The 20,493-nt window shown below is 66.2% G+C and carries 20 protein-coding genes; 5 read left to right on the top strand and 15 right to left on the bottom strand.

What is annotated here, in order from left to right; all coding sequences use genetic code 11:
- Positions 1-711 (bottom strand): GntR family transcriptional regulator, encoded by a 711-nt coding sequence (locus tag CVM73_RS05565; RefSeq protein ID WP_167406650.1) that lies wholly within the window; start codon positions 709-711, stop codon positions 1-3.
- Positions 712-908: 197 nt separating this feature from the next.
- Between CVM73_RS05565 and CVM73_RS05570 the strand changes: the two genes are divergently transcribed.
- From CVM73_RS05570 to hydA, 5 genes are read left to right on the top strand one after another with little or no spacing between them, the layout of a single operon-like run.
- Positions 909-1,913, top strand: coding sequence for an ABC transporter substrate-binding protein (locus CVM73_RS05570; RefSeq protein ID WP_100230999.1), 1,005 nt, complete (start codon positions 909-911; stop codon positions 1,911-1,913).
- Positions 1,897-2,748, top strand: a complete 852-nt coding sequence (locus tag CVM73_RS05575; RefSeq protein WP_100231000.1) for an ABC transporter permease — start codon at positions 1,897-1,899, stop codon at positions 2,746-2,748. Before CVM73_RS05570 ends, CVM73_RS05575 begins: the two co-directional genes overlap by 17 nt.
- On the top strand, positions 2,748-3,524 hold the full coding sequence (locus tag CVM73_RS05580; protein WP_100231001.1) for an ABC transporter ATP-binding protein: 777 nt from the start codon (positions 2,748-2,750) through the stop codon (positions 3,522-3,524). The genes CVM73_RS05575 and CVM73_RS05580 overlap by 1 nt, the downstream gene beginning before the upstream one ends.
- Positions 3,525-3,533: 9 nt before the next feature.
- Positions 3,534-4,265: a maleate cis-trans isomerase family protein gene (locus CVM73_RS05585; RefSeq protein WP_167406651.1), complete on the top strand. Its 732-nt coding sequence runs from the start codon at positions 3,534-3,536 to the stop codon at positions 4,263-4,265.
- A gap of 11 nt (positions 4,266-4,276) precedes the next feature.
- Positions 4,277-5,686, top strand: coding sequence for a dihydropyrimidinase (gene hydA / locus CVM73_RS05590; protein WP_167406652.1), 1,410 nt, complete (start codon positions 4,277-4,279; stop codon positions 5,684-5,686).
- A gap of 237 nt (positions 5,687-5,923) precedes the next feature.
- Here hydA and CVM73_RS05595 read toward each other — a convergent pair whose 3' ends face one another.
- The 14 genes from CVM73_RS05595 to CVM73_RS05660 are packed head-to-tail and all read right to left on the bottom strand — an operon-like array spanning position 5,924 to position 20,491.
- The gene (locus tag CVM73_RS05595; protein ID WP_100231004.1) at positions 5,924-6,550 is read right to left on the bottom strand and encodes an FMN-dependent NADH-azoreductase; all 627 of its coding nucleotides are present in this window, start codon (positions 6,548-6,550) and stop codon (positions 5,924-5,926) included.
- Positions 6,551-6,553: 3 nt separating this feature from the next.
- Complete coding sequence (locus tag CVM73_RS05600; protein ID WP_100231005.1) at positions 6,554-8,128, bottom strand: isochorismatase family protein; 1,575 nt, start codon at positions 8,126-8,128, stop codon at positions 6,554-6,556.
- 19 nt (positions 8,129-8,147) lie between these two features.
- Complete coding sequence (locus CVM73_RS05605) at positions 8,148-8,996, bottom strand: MBL fold metallo-hydrolase (RefSeq protein WP_100231006.1); 849 nt, start codon at positions 8,994-8,996, stop codon at positions 8,148-8,150.
- A gap of 26 nt (positions 8,997-9,022) precedes the next feature.
- Positions 9,023-9,907 carry an amidohydrolase family protein gene (locus CVM73_RS05610; RefSeq protein ID WP_100231007.1) on the bottom strand — a complete coding sequence of 295 codons (885 nt, stop codon included), beginning with the start codon at positions 9,905-9,907 and terminating at the stop codon, positions 9,023-9,025.
- The gene (locus CVM73_RS05615) at positions 9,904-11,025 is read right to left on the bottom strand and encodes a vWA domain-containing protein (RefSeq protein ID WP_100231008.1); all 1,122 of its coding nucleotides are present in this window, start codon (positions 11,023-11,025) and stop codon (positions 9,904-9,906) included. The genes CVM73_RS05610 and CVM73_RS05615 overlap by 4 nt, the downstream gene beginning before the upstream one ends.
- Positions 11,022-11,903: an AAA family ATPase gene (locus tag CVM73_RS05620; protein WP_100231009.1), complete on the bottom strand. Its 882-nt coding sequence runs from the start codon at positions 11,901-11,903 to the stop codon at positions 11,022-11,024. The genes CVM73_RS05615 and CVM73_RS05620 overlap by 4 nt, the downstream gene beginning before the upstream one ends.
- A gap of 10 nt (positions 11,904-11,913) precedes the next feature.
- A complete protein-coding gene (locus tag CVM73_RS05625; protein ID WP_100231010.1) occupies positions 11,914-12,936 on the bottom strand; it encodes a xanthine dehydrogenase family protein molybdopterin-binding subunit in 1,023 nt (340 codons plus the stop codon).
- Positions 12,937-14,529: a xanthine dehydrogenase family protein molybdopterin-binding subunit gene (locus CVM73_RS05630; RefSeq protein WP_100231011.1), complete on the bottom strand. Its 1,593-nt coding sequence runs from the start codon at positions 14,527-14,529 to the stop codon at positions 12,937-12,939. It abuts the gene before it with no gap.
- A 9-nt stretch (positions 14,530-14,538) separates the two neighbouring features.
- Complete coding sequence (locus tag CVM73_RS05635) at positions 14,539-15,015, bottom strand: (2Fe-2S)-binding protein (RefSeq protein ID WP_100231012.1); 477 nt, start codon at positions 15,013-15,015, stop codon at positions 14,539-14,541.
- 6 nt (positions 15,016-15,021) lie between these two features.
- Positions 15,022-15,840, bottom strand: coding sequence for an FAD binding domain-containing protein (locus CVM73_RS05640; protein WP_100231013.1), 819 nt, complete (start codon positions 15,838-15,840; stop codon positions 15,022-15,024).
- Position 15,841: 1 nt separating this feature from the next.
- Positions 15,842-16,285, bottom strand: coding sequence for an SRPBCC family protein (locus tag CVM73_RS05645; protein WP_100231014.1), 444 nt, complete (start codon positions 16,283-16,285; stop codon positions 15,842-15,844).
- Between the two features lie 2 nt (positions 16,286-16,287).
- Positions 16,288-16,725 (bottom strand): SRPBCC family protein, encoded by a 438-nt coding sequence (locus CVM73_RS05650; RefSeq protein WP_100231015.1) that lies wholly within the window; start codon positions 16,723-16,725, stop codon positions 16,288-16,290.
- 9 nt (positions 16,726-16,734) lie between these two features.
- Positions 16,735-19,632 carry a flotillin family protein gene (locus tag CVM73_RS05655; RefSeq protein WP_100231016.1) on the bottom strand — a complete coding sequence of 966 codons (2,898 nt, stop codon included), beginning with the start codon at positions 19,630-19,632 and terminating at the stop codon, positions 16,735-16,737.
- Positions 19,633-19,657: 25 nt separating this feature from the next.
- Positions 19,658-20,491, bottom strand: a complete 834-nt coding sequence (locus CVM73_RS05660) for a phosphoenolpyruvate hydrolase family protein (protein WP_100231017.1) — start codon at positions 20,489-20,491, stop codon at positions 19,658-19,660.
- Positions 20,492-20,493 lie beyond the last annotated feature (2 nt).

Below are 20,493 nucleotides of genomic sequence, written 5' to 3' on the forward strand. Positions count from 1 at the left end.
TCAGGCCGCCGTCCGCTTGGCTTGAGAGGCGGCGAGGACCTCGAGCAGCGCCGTGCCGGTGCGCGCGACATGGGCGCCGAGCAGGCGGCCCGCCGCGTCGCTGTCACGGGCTTCGAGTGCGGCCAGAATGTCGGCGTGCTCGTCGACTGAATTGCTCCATCGCCTGTCGGCGCCGAGCGCGAGATAACGCGCGCGTTCGGCGCGGGAGATCAAGGTCTCGTGGGCCTCGCGCAGCGGTGTGTTGCGGGCCATGCGAACGATGGTGTTGTGGATTTCGCCGTTGATGGCGAAATAGTCGTCGAGCTTGCCGTTGCGGTGATGACCCTCCATCCGGGTCTGGAGCGTGCGCAGGCGGGCGAGATCGCGCTCGGTGCCACGCACCGCGGCGAGTTCGGCTGCGAGCCGCTCGATTCCGGCGAGGGCCTCGAACAATTCCGAGATGCCGTCGACCGCGATATCGGCAATGCGCGGGCTGCGATTGGGGCGAAGCTCGATCAACCCCTCCGCGGCAAGCACCTTCATGGCCTCGCGCAAGGGGGTGCGCGACACGCCGAGCTCCTTCGACAGCTTCGTCTCCTGGGTCTGCGAGCCCGGCGGCAGCTCGCCGCGAATGATCATCGTCCGCATCCGCGCGGCGGCGCGCTCATGCAGGCCCATCCGCTTGAGTTTGGGCGACTTTCGTCCTTTTGGCGTTTCCGATTTTGGCTGCACGCGTGCCTCACTTCTCACGTTGATCCTAGCCGTTTCCGGCCCTTTGGCTTGCCTAAAATACCGACGTATCTAGCTGAAAACAATGGCATACCGCGCAAATTGTATGCAGCATGCAGAAACTGGATTGCGTTGCGGCGAAGGGCGACGGATGATCCTGCGCGACGCGCGGATATCGCGCCCTCGAAGCGGAGTAGGCGATGCGGACGAGTTTGCGACTGGGACTAATGGCAATGGCTGCAATGCTTGGCGGAAGCGATCTCGCCTCGGCGCAAGCCCCGAAGATCAAGCTCGGCTACGCCAAATGTGCACACTGCCTGCCAATGTCCCTGATCCCAGGCATGGCCAAGGGCGTCGAGGTTGAAGCCACCGGTTTCAACTCGGGCAATGACGTGCTCACCGCCCTGGTGTCGAAGAGCATCGACGTCGCGCAGGTCACGTACCTCCACTACATCACCGCGCTCGACAAGGGATTCGACGTCGTCGCTGTGTCGGGTCAGATCAATGGCGGCTCGGAATGTCTCTCCTCCGCAAAGCTGAACCTGCCGGCCGAGGACTGGGCCACGTTCAAGACGACCGTTGCGAAGGCGAAGAGCGACGGTCAGCCGCTCAAGGTCGCGGCGTCCCGCGGCAATGCGCAGGACATCCACATGCGCGGCGCGTTCCTCAAGCAGGGCGTCGATCCCAACAAGGACATCCAGTTCATCAACATTCCCAATCCGTCCGACCATCTCGCAGCGCTGCAGCGCGGCGAGGTCGACATGATCTGCTCGGTCGAGCCGTTTGCCTCGCAGATCCGGCTCGCCGGCGCCGGCAAGCATTTTGTGCTGCCGTATGAGCAGGCTGCTGGAAATCTCACGAATCTGATCGTCACCCGTTCCGACGTGATCGCGGGCCAGCGCGCCGGCGTCCAGGGCGTCGTCAGCGCCGTGGTCGAGCTCGACAACAAGCTGATCGCCGACAAGGCGCCGTGGGTCGAGGTCATCAACAAGCTCACCGGCCTCGACAAGAATGTGGCGACCGAGGCGCTGAAGAATGCCTCGCCTGATCCGGCGATCCATCGCTCGCAGACGCTGGCGATCGCCGCGATGATGCGCGACCTCAAATACATCTCGAAGGACGTCTCCGCGGAAGCGGCGAAGAACATGGACTATTCGTTCCTGGAGCAGGCGACGGGAAAAGCCAAGAATGACCTCGGTTACTGACGTCTCGCCCGCAAGGCCGGCGTTTCGGCTGACGCGGGCGTTCCAGGGGCTCGAACGCCTCATTGTCCCCGCGCTGCTGATCGCGGGCTGGGAGGCCTTTGCGCGCAGCGGCATGCTGCCGCCGGCGCTGCTGCCGGCGCCGAGCGCGGTGCTGCATGCGCTCGGCGACTGGGTGTTCGGCTTCGACGAGACCACGCAGACCTATTCCGGGCACTGGCTGCGCGACGCGCTCGCCAGCGCGCTTCGCGTCTTCGGCGGCTTTGCGCTGGCAAGCCTGCTCGGCATCCTCGCCGGCGTCGCGATCGGCTGGTCACGCCTGTTCGAGAAGACGCTGGAGCCGACGCTGCAGATGCTGCGCCCGATTCCGCCGGTGTCCTGGATTCCGCTGGCAATCATCTGGTTCGGCATTGCCGACAAGCCGGCGATCTTCCTCGTCTTCCTCGGCGCCTTCTTTCCCGTGCTGATGAACAGCATCCATGGCGTGAAGACCGTGGACCACAATCTCGTCCGCGCCGGCGCGATGATGGGCGCCAACGGACGGCAGATGCTGACCGACATCGTGCTGCCGGCGGCGCTGCCGTCGATCTTCGCAGGGCTGCGCATCGCGGTCGGCTCGGCCTGGATGCTGACGGTCACGGCCGAGATGGTCGCGGTGAAGAGCGGCCTCGGCTACGTCTTGTGGGATTCCTATTACTTCCTGCGCTACGACATCGTGCTCGCCGCGATGATCTCGATCGGGCTGCTCGGCTATCTCTCCGACCTCGGCCTCAAGGCGATCATGGCGCGCACGCTGCACTGGCAGCAGACGACCACCGTGCAGGGCAGGGCGGGCTGATGGCGGCAATCGAGCTTCGCAACATCGTCAAGGTGTTTTCGGACAAGCGTCGCGGCCGCGACCTCTTGACGCTGGACAACATCAATCTCGACATCGAGGCCAATGACTTCGTCTGCCTGCTCGGCCCGTCCGGCTGCGGCAAGTCGACCTTGCTCAACATCATCGCCGGCTTCGAGCAGGCGACCTCCGGCCGCACGCTGGTCGACGGCAAGCAGGTCGAGCGGCCCGGCTCGGACCGCGGCGTGGTGTTCCAGCAGCCGACCCTGATGCCGTGGCTGACCGCGATCGACAACATCGCCTTCCACCTCAAGCTCAAGGGCGTCGCCAAGGCCGAGCGCTACGACCGCGCCATGGAGTTCATCGATCTCGTCGGCCTGCGCGGTTTCGAGCACCATCACCCCTCCGAGATGTCCGGCGGCATGAACCAGCGCGTCGGCATCGCCCGCGCGCTGCTGATGAACCCCAGCGTGATCCTGATGGACGAGCCGTTCGCGGCGCTGGATGCCCAGACCAAGCTCGAAATGCAGGAGGAGCTGGTCGCGATCTGGCAGAAGCGCCGCTGCACCATCGTGTTCGTTACCCACAGCGTCGATGAGGCCTTGGTGCTCGGCAACAAGATCGTGGTGATGACCAGGCGGCCGGGCCGGATCCGCGAGGCCGTCAATTTTGACCTGCCGCGTCCGCGTGACATCACCAGCCCCGAGTTCAACGACGCCAAGCGCCACATCCTGGCTTTGATCCGGGAGGAGTCGACGCGGCTTGCGCAGGCGTCGTAAGGTATCGCCATGCGCAAGCGTCTCGGCATGATCACGCCGTCTTCCAACTCGGTGCTCGAACCCGTCACCAGCGCCATGCTGCACGGCGTCTCCGGCGTCACCGCGCATTTCTCGCGCTTCCGCGTCACCGAGATTGCGCTCGACGCTGCCGCGCTCAGCCAGTTCGATGCCTCGGTGATGCTTCCGGCCGCGGACTTGCTGGCCGATGCCAAGGTCGACGCGATCGCCTGGAATGGCACCTCGGCGAGCTGGCTCGGGATCGGCCGCGACAGGAGCCTGTGCGAAGCGATCACGGCGCGCACGGCCGTGGCGGCGACAACGTCGACGCTCGCCTGCATCGAAGCCGCCCGCGCGCTCGGCGCCAAGCGTGTCGGCCTCGTCTCGCCCTACACTGACGACGTGCAGCGGCGGATCGGCGAGGTCTGGTCGGAGGAGGGCGTTGCCCCGCATGCCGAGCGGCATCTGGGCTTGCGCGACAATTTCTCTTTCGGTGAGGTGACGCCGGCGACGATCGCGGACATGATCCGTGCCGTGGCGGCGGAGGGGGCCGATGCGATCGTCGTCCTCTGCACCAATCTCGACGCTGCTGCGCTTGCGGCACCGCTCGAACGGGAATTGGGCGTCGCCGTGCTCGACTCGGTCGCGGTCACGCTGTGGCGAACGCTTGAGCTCGCCGGCGGCGACATCACGGCCTTTGCGGAGTGGGGCTGCATATTCCAGACATCAGCGGTCATCAAGTGACGGAGGCGCAAGTGACCCAGCTCGATCTCGCTATTCGCGGCGGCACCATCGTCACGGCCAGCGACGAGTTCCACGCCGATATCGGCATTCGCGACGGCCGCATCGTCAGCATTGCCGATCATCTCGAGGGCGCGGCGCGGGAGATCGACGCGACGGGCCTGCTGGCGCTGCCGGGGGGCATCGACAGCCACGTCCACATCTCGCAAGCCTCGGGCCCCGACGTGGTGATGGCCGACGACTTTGCCTCGGCGACGCGCGCGGCGGCCGCTGGCGGCAACACCATGGTGCTGCCCTTCGCGCTGCAGGAGAAAGGAACTTCCCTCCGCACCTGCGTCGAGAACTACCGCAGGCTCGCCGAGGGCGAATGCTACATCGACACCGCGTTCCACCTCATCATCTCCGATCCGACCGCGGTCGTGCTCGGGCAGGAGCTGCCGGCGCTCGTCAAGGACGGCTACACCTCGTTCAAGGTGTTCATGACCTATGACGACCTCGTGCTCAGCGACAAGCAGCTGCTCGAGGTCTTCGACGTCGCGCGCCGCGAGGAAGCGCTGGTCATGGTCCATTGCGAGGGCTACGACGCCATCCGCTTCCTCACCAGCAAGCTCGAGCGCGAGGGCCACATCGCGCCCTATTATCACGGGGTGTCGCGGCCCCAGGCGGTCGAGCGCGAGGCGACGCATCGTGCCATCAGTCATGCCGAAATCGTCGGCGTGCCCATCATGATCGTGCACGTCTCCGGACGCGAGGCGATGGAACAGGTGCGCTGGGCCCAGCAACGCGGCCTGCCGGTGCATGCAGAGACCTGCCCGCAATACATCACGCTGACGGCCGACGACATGAAGGGCCTCAACATGGACATCACGGGCGCGAAGTATGTCTGCTCGCCGCCGCCGCGCGATGTCGAGAGCCAGCAGGCGATCTGGGAGGGCATCACATCAGGCGTGTTCCAGACCTTCTCGTCCGACCACTGCCCGTTCCGCTACGACGATCCCAAGGGCAAGCTGACGCCGAACGCCCGCACCTCGTTCCGCTGGGTGCCGAACGGCATCCCCGGCGTCGAGACCCGGTTGCCGATCCTGTTCTCGGAAGGCGTCTCGAAAGGGCGCATCACCCTGCAAAAGTTCGTCGAGCTGACCGCCACCAATCATGCGAGGATCTACGGCCTCTATCCGCGCAAGGGCTCGATCGGTGTCGGCTTCGATGCCGACATCGTTCTCTGGGATCCCAAACTGAAGAAGCCCATCCGGCAGGCCGATCTGCATCACGGCTCGGACTACACGCCCTGGGAAGGTTTCGAGGTCACGGGATGGCCGGTGACGACAATCGCCAGGGGACAGGTGGTCTGCAGCCAGGGCCGGATCGTCGGCGCCAAGGGTGCAGGCCAAGTGCTGAGCCGGGGCAAGTCGAGCCTGATCTGATCCAGCGCGACACGCTGCCATCGCGTTTTAAAGCGGAACGGCTTTGGGTGAATCGATTGCCGCGGCTCCTTCACCTCTCCCGCTTGCGGGAGAGGTCGGCGCGAAGCGCCGGGTGAGGGCTTTCTCCTCTAGGGGGCTATCCCATTGCGGAAGCACCCTCTCCCCAACCCTCTCCCGCAAGCGGGAGAGGGGGCCCACTACCGTCGTCGCAGCGATCAAGCCTCAATTCATCGCGCTTTAGAAGGTCGCGGCGATTGCAGTGAGCCGTTGATGGGCCCTTTCACGGGCTGCATCGATCGGCTGCTGCGGGCCGGTGGTTGGACCGATCGGCACGAAACGGACATTGCTGATCCCGATGAAGCGCAGGATTTCCCTTAAGTATGGCGTTGCCATATCGATGCGGCCGCGGTTCATTCCGGTGCCAAAATCGCTGCCGCTCGCGATGATGACCAGTGTCGGCCGATCCTGCAGCAGCGGGAGATATCCCTGCGACGGATCGAACCGAAAGGTGAGCCCGGGCTGGACGATGATGTCGAACCACTGCTTGAGCTTGTAGGGAAGGCCAAAGTTCCACATCGGGGTCGAGATCAGCACGCGATCGGCGAGCGAAAAGCGCAACGCCATTCGCTCGGCCTCAGCAAAACTGTCGCGTTGCGCCTCGGTGAAGGCTTCAGCCTTCATGCGCGCATATTTGGCTTCGACAATGGGGCCCGTGAACTCCGGCATCCCCTCACGCCAGATGTCCACGACATCGATGTCCCAATCCGGCCGGACCTGGCGGAATCCGTTAAGAAAGACGCGTGCGCCGGCATTCGATTCGGACTCGGCGCGCGGCGAGCAGGACAGGTGCAGGAGCTTTGCCACAACTCATCCCAACGCTCTGATGACGGTATCGGCCCTGGTCACGACCGCGACGTTCTGCATGGCAAAATTGATCGAGGCGTTGTGCCAGTCGGCATTCATGGTCGAGCAGCAATCCTCGGGCACGATCATGAAATAGCCCTTGTCGGCGCCGGTCCGCGCGGTGTGCTCGACCGACATGTTGGTCCACGCGCCGGTATTGATGATCATGTCGCGGCCGGTAGCTTTGAGGATCGTCTCGAGCCGTGTGCCTTCCCAGGCGCTCATCCGCATCTTCTCGACGACGAAATCGCCGGGCCGCGGCTCAAGTCCTGAAACCGGAGCCGCGCCCCAGCTTCCGCGCACCATCGCCTTGCTGTCGACGAGGCCTTCGAACAATGGTGCATTCAGGGTGACGCCGGGTGCGCCGGGCTCGACCACGAACCAGACATGGATGATGGCGACGCCGCGGGCGCGTGCGGCTTCCGCGAGACGGCGCACATTCTCCACGACATGCTGTTGCTTCGCATGACCCGGTGCACCCGACTCGGCGAAAGCGCCGCCGTCCATGATGACGTCGTTCTGGAGATCCTGGATGATCATGGCGCAGCGTTGCGGATCGAGCCGCATCTCGCCCTCGGTCAAGACAGGCGCCGCTGGCGATGAACTCGGGCTTGTTCCGCCACCAGCGTGCCTGCCGCTCATATACGGCTCATGCCGGGGGCCGACCCTGGTCGGGATCGCATACACCGAATGCGTCGAGGTGAGATAGAGCGTGCGGAAGTCGGGCCCGCCCCAGGCGAGGTTGGCGACCAGCTCGGGCACGCGGACCTTGCCGAGCAGCTCGCTGCGCGGCGAATAGACCCAGACTCCGCCGGGTGCGGTGACCCAGACATTGCCGTGCTGATCGCACTTCATGCCATCGGGCAAGCCGGGTTCGAGCTCGGACTTGATGCCGCTCGCAAACACCCGCGCATTGGACAGCGAGCCGTCGCTGTTGACGTCGAACACGCGGATCAGCGCTTGTACGGTGTCGTTGACATAGAGCAGCTTCTCGTCCGGCGAGAAGCACAGCCCGTTCGGCTGATCGAACAGGCTGCGCTCGACCACGAGCTTCGGTTCGCCGCCGGGCATGAGGCGATAGACGCCCTGGAAGCCGAGCTGGCGCGGCCGCTCGACACCATAGACCGGCATGCGGCCATACCAGGGATCGGAGAAATAGATCGCGCCGGATGAATGGACGCAGACGTCGTTCGGGCTGTTGAGCTCCTGGCCGCCGAAATGCGAAGCCAGCACTTCGCGCCGTCCGTCAGGACGTTCGCGAATCAGCGACGACGTCGCGTGCTCGCAGACGATCAGGTTGAGCTCGGCGTCGTAGGTCATGCCATTGCATTTGTTCGACGGGCGTTTGACCTCGACGACGCCGCGCCGCGCATCCCAGCGCCTGCGCACGTCACCCGGCATGTCCGAGAACAGCAGATAATGATCGACCGGATGCCAGATCGGCCCTTCCGTGAAGTCGAAGCCGGTGCCGATCTGTGCGACCGGTGCATAGGGGTCGATCAGGTTCTCGAACTCGCTTCGCAACGTCACATGCGTCATCGGTTGATCCTCGACAACCTCAAGCCGGGAACCAGTTGCGCTGGGGGAGCGACTGCACGATCGGGCCGGGGACCTGGTCGTGCAGGCGTCCCACGACGTTGCCGCCCTCGATCTTGGCGGGCCGGTCGTGGACCGGGAGCAGGTAGCGCGAATTGCTCAGCAGCTTCTTGATCGCCGCCTTCTCCGCGCGCTTGCTGGTGCCATGGTTGCCGGTGGTGCGCGGCTCCCAATCGTGGATTTCATGGAAAGGCGTGACGATCTGGTCATTGAAGTCGTAGATCACGTCGCCGCAGATGGTCGCGATGCCATCGGCGGTGTGGACGATGATATTCATCGATCCTTCGGTATGGGCGTTGGCTGCATCGCAATAGACCCCGGGCATCAGCTCGATGGGACCGGTGATCTCCAGGTCGAGAAAGCGTAGCGCGCTCTTGGTATGCAGGCGGTCGATCAGGTGCTTGATGTCGGGCGCCGGATATTGCGGATGCATCAGCCCGGAGACGGAATATTCGAGCTCCCGGCGGTTGAGCACGACCGTCGTGTTCATCGGGAACAGATCGTCCTTGCCGGCATGGTCGATGTGCAGATGAGTGTGGCAGACGAAGCGGACGTCGCCCATGCGGACGCCGTGGCGCGCGAGCTGGTTCTCGATCATGTTCTCATGGTACTGAAGCCCCCGCATGCCCAGCGTCTCCATGATCTGGTTGGAGCGATAGCCGGTGTCGACCACGACCGGATAGGGGCCGCCGAGGATCAGGAAGCCGAGGGTGAGGACGCGGCGGGTGCGGCCGCAGTCGCGGCCGAGCACCAGAAAGCTCGATTCCAGCTCGATATCGCCGTAGTCCAGGATCTTGATCTCCAGCGCCATACGTTTCCCTCCTGTCTCGTTTCTTGTCAAAGCCGGTAGACGCGTGTCGCCGTCGTCCTGAAGATCGCGTCCTGCTGCTCCGCACTGAACGGGGCGGCGGCTGCGCGAAAGGCGCCGACGAGCTCGCGATAGCTGGTCCACAATTTCTCGATCGGGAAATTGGAACCGAACAGGCAGCGTTCGGCGCCGAAGATCGCGACGGTGTCGGTGAGCACGGCCGCGATATGCGCGGCGTCATTGCGGTGGATGAAGGTGCCGAGCCCGGACAGTTTTGAGACCACGTTCGGACAGGTCGCGAGCCGGGCCATCCCGGCGCGCCAGGCCGCGCGTCCTGCCGGCGAGAGATCCTCGAGCATGCCGGCATGCTGGAGGATGAAGGTCACGCCGGGACAGGACTCGGCGAGCTGCGCCGCATCCGGCATCTGCGGCGTGAAGACCTGCAGATCGAAGCTCCAGCCGTAATCGGCCAGACGCGCGACGTTGCGGCGGATCACGGGATCGGCGCAGAGATCCGGACGGGCCGCGAAGCGGTACAGCGGGTTCTCGTGCCAGTGCAGCTGCATGCGGACGCCGCGCAGCAGCGGATAGCGCTTGAGGCGGTCGAGCTGCGGGCGCACGTCGTCAACGGCGAAATCGGCATAGGCGACGATGGCGTGCGGCCAGCCACGCTCATCGGCGGTCCGCTGAACCCAGGCTGCTTCTTCCTCGAAATGCTCGGGCGCCCAGTTGGTCTGTACATAGACGGAGCGGGTGACGCCGGTGTCCTTGAGATCGTCGAGATATTCCCGGATCGGATAGTCGCGCCGGATCGGCTCGTATGGTCCGAAGATGCGAGGCTGCATGGGGCCGGTCAACCAGGGCAGGTCGGCCTGCCGCCAGATGTGATGATGGCCGTCGACAATATTGTTCACGCAGCTCTCCTTCGTCCCAGTGCCAGCACATGAGCGACGATCGACGCGCTCGACCCGCCGTCCACGAGATCGTCGACGAAGCGCGCGATCGCGACGAGCGCTTCGGTCTGCGGATGGAAGCCCGGCCCCGTCGCGAGCGGCGTCAGCCAGCTCAAGCGCCAGGCCCGTCGCGACAGCTTTGCGACGGCGTCGCGAAGGGCGTCGGGCGCGCCGCGCTCGAGCCCGTCGGAGACGACGATCACGGCGGCGCCGCGGGCGTAGCCGCCGAACCGGGGCACCGCGAGGAACGCTTGCAGCGCGTCGCCGATGCGGGTGCCACCGTCCCAGTCGCTGACGAGATGCGCTGCCGCGCTCAGCGCCTGCTCGCGCCGCTTTAGCCGTAGTGCGCGGGTGACGCGGGTGAGCCGCGTGCCGAAGGTGAAGACCTCGACATTGGGCGCGGCCTGCGCCAGCGCATGCGCGAGCTTCATGTTCTCCTCGGTACGGGTCTTCATCGAGCCGGAGACGTCGATCAGCAGCAGGATCTTGCGTGGGCGCTGCCGCCGCTTCAGGTGACCGAGCCGCAGGATCTCGCCGTCGCTGCGCACGCTGTCGCGCAAGGTGCGGCGGAGATCGGCGAACGGGCCGCGGCGCGTCCGCATGCGGCGGTGCCCGCGCCGCAGTGGCAGGCGCCGAGGAGCCTCGCGTGCCAGGCGCCGGAGCGCATCGGTCGTGGAGAGCTGGGCGAAGCGGCGCTCGACCAGCGCCTCGGTGCGCGTCGCGGTGAGGCCCGACTCGTTGGCGTCGTCGGAGAGCAGGGGCTCCTCGTCGCCGCGACCTTCCTCCTGCAGACGGACGGTCTCATCGTCCTCGCCCTCGTTGTCGCGGGCGATGGCATCACTGCCGCGGAAATGAAGGTCGAACAACCGGTCGAAGGTGGCGCGGCGTTCGGGCGGTGGCGCGAGGGTGGCGAGCGCAGACTGCTTGATATCCCCGATGTTGCGCGGTCCCAGCAGCTCGATCGCTGCCAGGAACGCGGTGGTCTGTTCTGGCGCGACGGCGAAGCCGTTGGCGCGCAAGAGTGCGACGAAGGAAATGAAGATGCGGGCGGCGCGCGGGAGCTGCAGCTCGGTGCTCATGCGGTCGCCTCCGCGAGCATGGCATCGAGCCGAGGCGCGATGAAGTGCAGGTCCTCCTCGTCCTTCAGCGCCACGCCGATCGAGCGCTTGAAGGCATCAGGCCAGCGCGCGCCGCCCTTGTTGAGGAGGGTCGCGGCCTCGGCCCAGTCGACAGCCTCGGCGATGCCGGGCGCCTTGCTCAGCGGTTCCCGCCGCAGCTTCTCGACGGCCGCGACGACGGCGCGGGCCGTGGCTTCGGCGACGCTGGATGCGCGCATCATGATGATGCGCGCCTCCCGCTCGGCGGTGGGATAGCCGATCCAGTGATAGACGCAGCGGCGGCGCAAAGCTTCGTGCAAGTCGCGTGTCCGGTTCGAGGTCAGCACAACGACCGGCCGCTCGGCGGCGCGGACCGTGCCGCGTTCGGGGATGGAGATCTGGAAGTCGGAGAGGAATTCGAGCAGGAATGCCTCGAACTCCTGGTCGGCCCGGTCGATCTCGTCGATCAGCAGCACGGTGGAATCGGGCGCGCGCAGCGCAGCCAGCATCGGCCGCTCGATCAGGAACGTCTCGCCATAGATGTCGATGCTGTCGTCGCCGGCCTGGCGGATCGCGAGCATCTGGCGCGGATAGTTCCACTCATAGAGCGCAGCGGAGGAGTCGATGCCCTCATAGCATTGCAGGCGGATGAGGCGGCGGCCGAGCACGGCAGCGATGGCCTTCGCCGCTTCCGTCTTGCCGACGCCGGGCGCGCCTTCCAGCAGCAGCGGCTTGCCGAGCGCGAGACCGAGATAGGCAGCCGTCGCAAGGCCCTCGTCAGCGAGGTAATAGGCCGCCCGCAGCGCCTTCTCCAGCGCCTCGGGGCTGTCGATGCCGACGATGTTGCTGCGAACCGCCACGACCGATCCTCTAGCGCCGCGCCTGCGGCCGCGCGCCGCCCTGAGCCTTGATCGCCCGCAGCACCTTTTCGGGCGTGATCGGCAGCTCGTCGATGCGGACGCCGACCGCGTTGAAGATCGCATTCGCGATAGCCGGCAACACCGGGTTGGCGCACATCTCGCCGGGACCCTTGGCGCCGAAGGGACCATCGGGGGCAGGGCGTTCCAGTACCGCGATGTCATGCGGACAGATGTCGCCGGGACCAGGCATCAGATATTCGACGAAGTCGCGGGGCCCGTGAGCCGGATCGGGATAGTAGGGCTCCGGTGTCTCGTAGAGCGCGTGGCTGACGCCCATCCAGGCGCCGCCGACGAGCTGCTGCTCGACCAGGCGCGGGTTGAGCGCGCGGCCGAGCTCATAGGCGGAGTCCATCCGAACCATCGCGACCTCGCCGGTCTCGTCGTCGACCTCGACTTCGGCGACGAGGCAGGCATGGGCGTAGCAGGTCGCCGGCGACATCTCGCCGGTTTCGGGGTCGACGTCCGACAGCGGCACCAGGAAGATGCCGCGGCCGGAGATGGTCCTGCCCTGCCTGAATTGCGCGGCGATCGCGACATCCTTGGTCGAGATCGAGCGGTGCGGCGCGCCCTTGACGTGGATGTTGCCGCGGCCGTCGGTTTCGAGATCGGCGGCATTGACCTCCAGCTCCTCGGCCGCCGCCTCCATCATCACGCCGCGCGCTTCGCGGGCGGCGGCCATCACGGCATTGCCGACGCGATGGGTGCCGCGCGAGGCGAACGAGCCCATGCAGTGCGGACCGGTGTCGGAATCGGCGGTGTCGACATAGACGTCCTCGACCGGCACGCCCAGGGTCTCCGCGCAGATCTGCCGCGTCACCGACTTCATGCCCTGGCCGAGATCGATCGACGACAGCGCCACGGTGAACTTGCCGCTGGGATTGGAGTGAACCAGCGCCTGGCTGGGATCGCCGCCGAGGTTCATGCCGATGGGATAGTTGATCGACGCCATGCCGCGTCCGCGATGCCTGGTCATCTAGCGCCTCCTGGTGCCGAACACGGACGAGAACCGGGTCGCGCCATGCGAAGGCGGGGCCGGCCGCGGCGAGGGCGGCGGCGGAGTTGACGGCGGCGGCTCGTGCGGCGGTTCTCGGGTGACGGTGGGCGGGAGCCGATCGTAGCTCGTGCGCTGCTGTGCCGGCACCGCCGGCCTTGCGCGCGAGTCCGTCGGTGTCGCCGGGATCACGGCGCGGCTGCCGCCGCCGTCCTTGCGCGAGGAGGCGCGCTTGAACTCGTCGCGGATCGGCCATTTGGCCTTTTCGGCCGCAACCTGCACGCATTCGATCAGCGCGGTGTTCTTGGCCTCGCGCCTGTGTGCCTTCATGTCGCCGTCGCGATAGGCGTTGAGGATGCGAAACTCCATCGGGTCCATGCCAACCAGGTTGGCCAGCTTGTCCATCTGGCATTCGATGGCGAAGTCCATCGCGGTGACGCCGAAGCCGCGCATGGCGGTGGCCGGCGTGCGGTTGGTGAAGACGCAAAAGACGTCGCCATAGACGTTCGGGATGGTGTAGGGGCCGGGCAGGTGCGCGGCGCACTTCACCGCGGCATAGCTGGAGAGCCGCGTGTAGGCGCCGCTGTCGAAATAGGCGCGGATTTCTCGCGCCACGATGCTGCCGTCGCGCATCACGCCGTCCTTGATATAGATGCGCTCGGCACCGCGCGGCGGGCCGTACTGCATCTCCTCCTCGCGGCCGAACACATAGCGCACGGGGCGCCCGGTCAGCATGGCGCCGAGAATCGCGAGCGGCTCGGTCAAAGTGTCCACCTTGCCGCCAAACCCGCCGCCGACGGTGCCGCCGATGAAGTGGAAGGTGTTGGAGGGGACGTCCAGGATCTTGGCGCAAGTGTCGACCGAGAAGAACAGCGCCTGGGTCGAGGTGTAGACGACATAGCGGCCGTTGGTGTCCGGCACGGCAATCGCGCCATTGGTCTCGGTCGGCGCGTGCTCGATCGGCGACATCTGATAGCGCTGTTCGAGCACGTGATCGGCGCTCGCGAGCGCCGCATCGGCATCACCAAAACGCAGGCGCTGATGATCGTAGACATCGTGATAGATGAAGGCGTTCTTCGGATAGGTCTCGTTGACCACCGGCGCGCCGGGCTTCAGCGCATCCTCGACGTCGAACACGGTCGGCAGCGGCTCGTAGTCGATCCTGACCTTGGCGATGGCCTCAAAGGCTTCGCGCTCGCTGTCGGCGACGATGGCGAGGATCGGCTCGCCCTTGTAGCGGACCTTGTCGACGGCCAGCGACGGCTCGTCGTCCTTGCCGAAGTTGATCAGGCTCAAGAGCGTATTGAGATTGACCGGTACGTCCGCGCCTCGAATGATCCGGCGCACGCCGGCCGAGCGCTCGGCCTCCGTGGTGTCGATCCGGCGCAGCCTTGCATGGGCCTGGGTTGAGCGCAGGACCTTCAGGTGCAGCATGCCCTGGAGCTTATGATCGCCAAAATAACTGGACGTGCCCGTGATGTGGCCGAGCATGTCCTGGCGCTGCGTGCCCTTGCCGATTTCCTTCAGGTTATCGTCACGCTCGTCGGCGAAGATGTCCTTGCGTAGCTCCAGCATGGTCTGACCTCAGGCGCTGGCCCGGCCGCCCGCGGCGGCGAGGATGGCATTGATGATCGGCTCGTAGCCGGTGCAGCGGCAGATGTTGCCGGAGATCGCCTCGATCACGTCGGCCCGGCTCGGGGATGGATTGCGGTCGAGCAGCGCCTTGGCGGCCATCAGCATGCCCGGCGTGCAATAGCCGCACTGAGCGGCGAAATTGTCGGCGAAGGCGCGCTGGAGCGGATGCAGGTTCGGGCCTTGCTTCATGCCGTCGAGCGTCTCGACGGATCGGCCGGCGACGGTCTCGGCGAGCGTCAGGCAGGACAGGTGAAGTTCTCCATCGATCAGCACGCTGCAGGTGCCGCAGCCGCCCTGGCCGCAGCCGAATTTCGGGGTCATGTCGCCGATCAGCTCGCGCAGGGCGACCAGCAGATTGGTGCCGCCATCGACGAAGATCGCGACGTCGCGGCCGTTGTGGCGAAATTGCAGGGGAATTTTGGACATGGCGATCTATTCCTGTCCCGACAGCAGACGTCGCAGATGCACGCCGACGATCTCGCGGCGATACCAGGCGCTGCCGAGCGCGTTGTCGGATGGTGATGTTCCCTCGACTGCCGCGGAGGCCGCGGCAGCGATGGTCGCCGCATCCAGCGAGCGGCCTTCCAGCGCGCGTTCGGCGGCGCGGGCGCGGATCTGGGTCGGGGCCATCGAGCCCAGCGCGATCCGGGCACCGGCGATCCGTCCACCGCTGATCGGCAGATGCGCGGCGAGCGTGATCACCGCGCCGCCCTTCGGCTTGATGCGCGCGATCTTGCGATAACGGAACGCCTCGGTACCGGCCGGCCGCGTGCAGGACACCGACAGCACCAGCGCGCCGGCCTGGCGCTCGCGCGATTGCAGGAACTCCTCGATCGGGATGTCGCGGGCACTGAGGCCGCCTTGCACGGCGACGGTGGCATCGAGCGCCAGCAGCGCCACGGTGAAATCGCCGTAAGGATTTGGCGCGAACAGATTGCCGCCCACCGTGCCCATGTTGCGCACGGCAGGGCCTCCGATCGAGCGGGCAGGGGCGTGCAGGAAGGCGAGGTCGCGTTCGGCAAGAACACGCGCGAAGGTGACGCCGGCCCCTAGCGTGACGCGCGGACCGGATGCGTCGACCCGGGTCAGCGCCTGGTCCTGCGCGCGGACGATCGTCGAGATCGAGACATCGCCTTCGTTCAGCGCCCGCATCACCAGGGTGCCGCCGCCGAGATAGAGCGCGCTGCGGTCCGAGGACAGCGCTCCGGCCGCCTCGCTCGCATTCGCAAAGGTCTTTACCGTCACGGTCATGCTATGCGGCCTCCCTCAGATGGCGTCGGATCGCCTCGAATCCAGCCTGATAGATGTCCTCGGCGACCATGTGGGTGATCCGGTCCTTGTCCTCGGGCCTTGTCGTGAAGCGCGACTCCCAATGCCAGAAGGTGCGGTCACCGTCGGTCACCGGCAGCAGACGGACATGGACGACATAGTTGAACATCGGGATCGGCGTATCGAGCAGGCAGTAGCTGAAGGTCTGTTCGAGGTCTGACAGCGCCAGCAACTGCTCGCGCAGTTCGGAGCCGTCCTTGAGCTTGAACCGCCTCACGCAGCCGATCTTGTCGGCCGATTGCGCGCGTTCGATCGAGGAGGTCGCAACCGCCGGATGCCAGCGATCGTGCCCGTTGAAATCGCGCAGCACGTCCCACACCGCATCGGTCGGCGCGTTCAGGATCGTGCTCTTGACGACATGCGGCACGGTCAGCCTCCGAACACGCGCTTCAGCGCGTCGAAGCCGCCCTGGAATACACCGCCGCCGATATTGTTGACGAGCTCGGTCTCACGCTCCGGCGCGCAGTCGAATTCCGCGGTCCATTCCACAAAAGTCTGGTCGCCGTCGGTGACGGGCGTCAGCCGCAGGGTCGCGACGTAGTTCTCGACACCCATCGGGGACTCCAGGATCGCGTAGGTGCAGAACATGTCGTAGTCGGAGAGACCCAAGAGCTTCTCGCGGATGCGGTCGCCATTGCGCAGGCGAAAATCTCGCACGCACCCGATCTTGTCGGAGGGCTCGCCGCCCTCGATCCGGCTCTCGGCGATGGCGGGATGCCAGTTCGGCAGGCCATTGAAATCGCGCACCCGTGCCCAGACGCGGTCGTTGCGGGCGTTGACGACGGTGGAGACGTAGACGCGGGCCATGGCGCGACCTCAGCTTTTCTTCTTCGGACCGCGCTCGGCCGGCGCTTCGCCTTCGGCAGAAGGCGGGGTGGCAGGCTTGTCGCCACCGCCGCTCTTGCGTGCCGAGTCCTTGATGCCCTGCATGTCGCGGGCCTCGCGGATCAGGCCCGGCATCTTGGCCAGACTGCCGCCCTCGACGCCAATGTCCGACAGGATGGAGTCGATCAGTGGCGCCTGGACGCGATAGCGCAGGGCCGAATCGATCACCTCGTCGGTGGCGCTGCGGCCGCCATTGCCGCCACCATGTCCGTTGCCGTTGAGGCCATCGACCTGGAGGATGCGGATGCCTTCGATCTTCTCCATCGGCTTGACGCTCTCGCGCACGATACCCTCGATGCGGTCGAGCAATTTTCTGCGGAACAGCGAGTAGCGGGCCTGATCGGTCAGTACGTTTTCGGCTTCGTTGAGCATGCGCTGCGCCTCGGCCTCCACGGCCGCGCGCACGCGCTCGGCCTCGGCCGCGATCCGGGTTTCCTCCGCCTGCTTCTCGGCCAGCAGCACCTCGACGGTCTTGCGGCGTTTTGCGATCTCGCTCTCGCGGGCGGTGACGACGCGCTCGGCGGCTTCGGTTGCCCGCATCCGCGCTTCCTCGGCGGCGGCGCGAGCCGCGGACTCCTCCAGCGACTTCTGATGGATGGCGATGGCCTTCTCCATCAGCACCGTCTCGACGTCTTTCTCGCGATTGACCTCGAGCTTGCGCAGCTCGCGTTCGCGGCCGATGCGGGCTTCGTCGAGGCCACGATCGGAGGCGATGCGGGCACGCTCGACCTCCTCGCGCGCGGCGATCTCGGCTTCCTGCAAGGATTGCACGCGGGCGACCTCGAGCTGCTCGACGGCGCGCCGCCGCTCGATGCGTGCCGCCTCCAGCGCCTGCTCGCGTGAGACGTCGGTGGTCTCGACCTCCTTGCGCGCGACGATCTCGGCCTGCCGGACTTGGCGGTCGGCGTCGATCCGCTCGGACTTCTTGGTCGACAGCGCGATGACGCGGTCCTCATCGGCGATCTCGATCGCCTTCTTCTGCTCGATGTTGAGCACTTCGCGCTTCTTGGAGGAGTTGATGCGCTCGGCCTCGAGCGCCAGATCGACCGTGATGCGCTGCCGCTCGACGGCGTCGCGCCGCTTCAGTTCGGCCGCCTCCAGCACGCCGGTCCGTTCGATTTCCAGCGCGCGGGTTTCGCGTTCCGCCTGGATACGCTCGGCCGCAACCGCCTTCTCCTGGGCGATGCGGGCCGCCTCGATCGCCTCGCGCGAGGCGATGTCGGCTTCCTCGACGGCGCGGTTGCGGGCGATCTCCAGCGAGCGCACGCGCTCCTCCTGCGCGATGCGACTGGCCTCGGTGGTCTCGCGCGCGGCGATCCCGGCGACGTCGAGCGTCTGGTTGCGCTCGATCTCGAGCTGACGGGTGTTCTGCTCGGCGGCGATGCGCTCGGCGGCCAGCGTCCGCTCGCGGGCGATGCGGGCGGCTTCGACCGCGCGCTGCGCCTCGATCTCGGCCTCCTGGATGGTGCGGACCTGCTGGATCTCCAGCGCGCGGGTGCGCTCGTCCGAGGAGATGCGCTCGACATTGACGATCAACGTCTGGGCGATGCGGGCCTTCTCGGTGGCCTCGCGGGCTGCGATCTCGGCCTCGTCGACGGCACGGGTGCGCTCGATTTCGCGGCGGCGCGTCTCCTCCTCGTTGGCGATACGGGCATCGGTGACGACGCGGTCCTGCTGGATGCGCGCCTTCTCGATGGCTTCGCGGGCGGCGATCTCGGCTTCCTCGACCGTGCGCATCCGCTCGATCTCGCGCTGGCGGACCTCGCGCTCCGAGGCGATGCGGGTGGTGTCGATCGACCGCTGGTTTGCGATCCGGGTCTTCTCGATCTCCTCGCGCGCCAGCAGCTCCTTCTCCTCGATGGTGCGGGTCCGTTCGATCTCCTTCTGGCGGGTCTCGCGCTCGGAGGCGATGCGGGCCTCGGCGATTGCCTGCTCATTGGCGATGCGGGCGCGCTCGATGGCTTCGCGGGCGGAAATCTGGGCCTGTTCGGCTTCGGTCTCGCGCAGCGCCCGTTCGCGGGCGACTTCGGTGCGCTGAAGCGCACGGCGCATCTCGATATCTCGTTCCTGCTCCAGGCGCGCGGTCTCGCTCTCGCGCTCGATCTCCAGCGCCTGCCTCTCGGCTTCCAGGTTGCGGGAGCGGATCTTGATCATCGAGTCCTGCTCGATGTCGTTGCGCAGCTTGCGCTTGGCCTCGATGTCCTCCATCAGCCGGGTCAGGCCCTCGGCGTCGAACCGGTTCGAGGGGTTGAAGAACTCCAGGTCGGTCTGATCCAGATCGGTGATCGCGACTGATTCCAGCTCGAGGCCGTTCTGGGCGAGGGCTTCGGCTGCATTGGTCTTGACGCGCGCGACGTAGTCGCCGCGCCGCTCGTGCATCTCCTCCATGGTCATTTCGGAGGCGACCGAGCGGATCGCGGAGATGAACTTGCCGGCCAGCAGGGCGTGCAGTTGCTCCGGCTCCATGGTGCGGCGGCCGAGCGTCGCCGCGGCAATCGAGACCGCTTCGCGGGTCGGCTGCACCCGGACATAGAAGTCCGCCTCGATGTCGACGCGCATCCGGTCGCGGGTGATCACGGCGTCCTGCCTCGAGCGGACGATGCCCATCGGCAGCACGTTCATGTTGACGGGGGTGTAGTCGTGGATGAACGGCAGCACGAAGGCGCCGCCATTGATCACCACGCGCTCGCCGAGGAAGCCGGTGCGGACGAACGAGGTCTCCTTGGAGGAGCGGTGGTAGAGCCAGTTCACGATGTAGACGCCGACCACGATCACGACGATCGCGACGATCAGCCAGAGGATCAATTCGCCGACCAGAATCCCCGACATCTTTCCCTCCCTCGAACCTTCGGCGTTACCGCGTGCCGATCGCCTTGAATTGACGCACCTGCTCCGTCAGCGCCCGTTCCACGGGCAGCCGCTCCATCGAGGAGGCGCCGTAGAAGCCGTGGCAATGGCGGGTGTTCTTCATGATGAAATCGGCATCCGCGGGATCCGCGATCGGGCCGCCATGCGCCAGCACCAGGATGTCCGGATTGACGCTGAGCGCGGCGGTGGCCCAGGTGTCGATCTGCCCGGGACAGTCCTTGAGTTTTGGCGCGGTCTGCGCGCCGATCGAGCCGCCGGTCGTAAGCCCCATGTGGCAGACGATAATGTCGGCGCCGGCGATCGCCATCGCAGCGGCTTCCTTCTCGCTGAACACGTAGGGCGTGGTCAGCATGTCCTTGTCGTGCGCCTTGGCGATCATGTCGATCTCCAGCGCGTAGGACATGCCGGTCTCTTCGAGGTTGGCGCGGAACGTGCCGTCGATCAGGCCGACCGTCGGAAAGTTCTGGACGCCGGCAAACCCGAGCGCCTTCAACTGGTCGAGAAAGACATCCATGTCGCGGAACGGATCGGTGCCGTTGACGCCTGCAATCACCGGGGTCTGGCCGACCACCGGAAGCACCTCGCTGGCCATCTCCAGTACGATCGCGTTGGCATCGCCGTAAGCCATCAGACCCGCGAGCGAGCCGCGGCCGGCCATGCGATAGCGGCCGGAATTGTAGATGACGATGAGGTCGACACCGCCGGCCTCTTCGCATTTTGCCGACAGCCCCGTGCCGGCGCCGCCGCCGACGATCGGCTCGCCGCGCCTCGCCATGTCGCGAAACCTCTTCAGCAGCGCCGCGCGTTCAAACCTGGCCATCG

Origin of the sequence: Bradyrhizobium forestalis (assembly GCF_002795245.1) — a bacterium.
GTDB lineage: Bacteria > Pseudomonadota > Alphaproteobacteria > Rhizobiales > Xanthobacteraceae > Bradyrhizobium > Bradyrhizobium forestalis.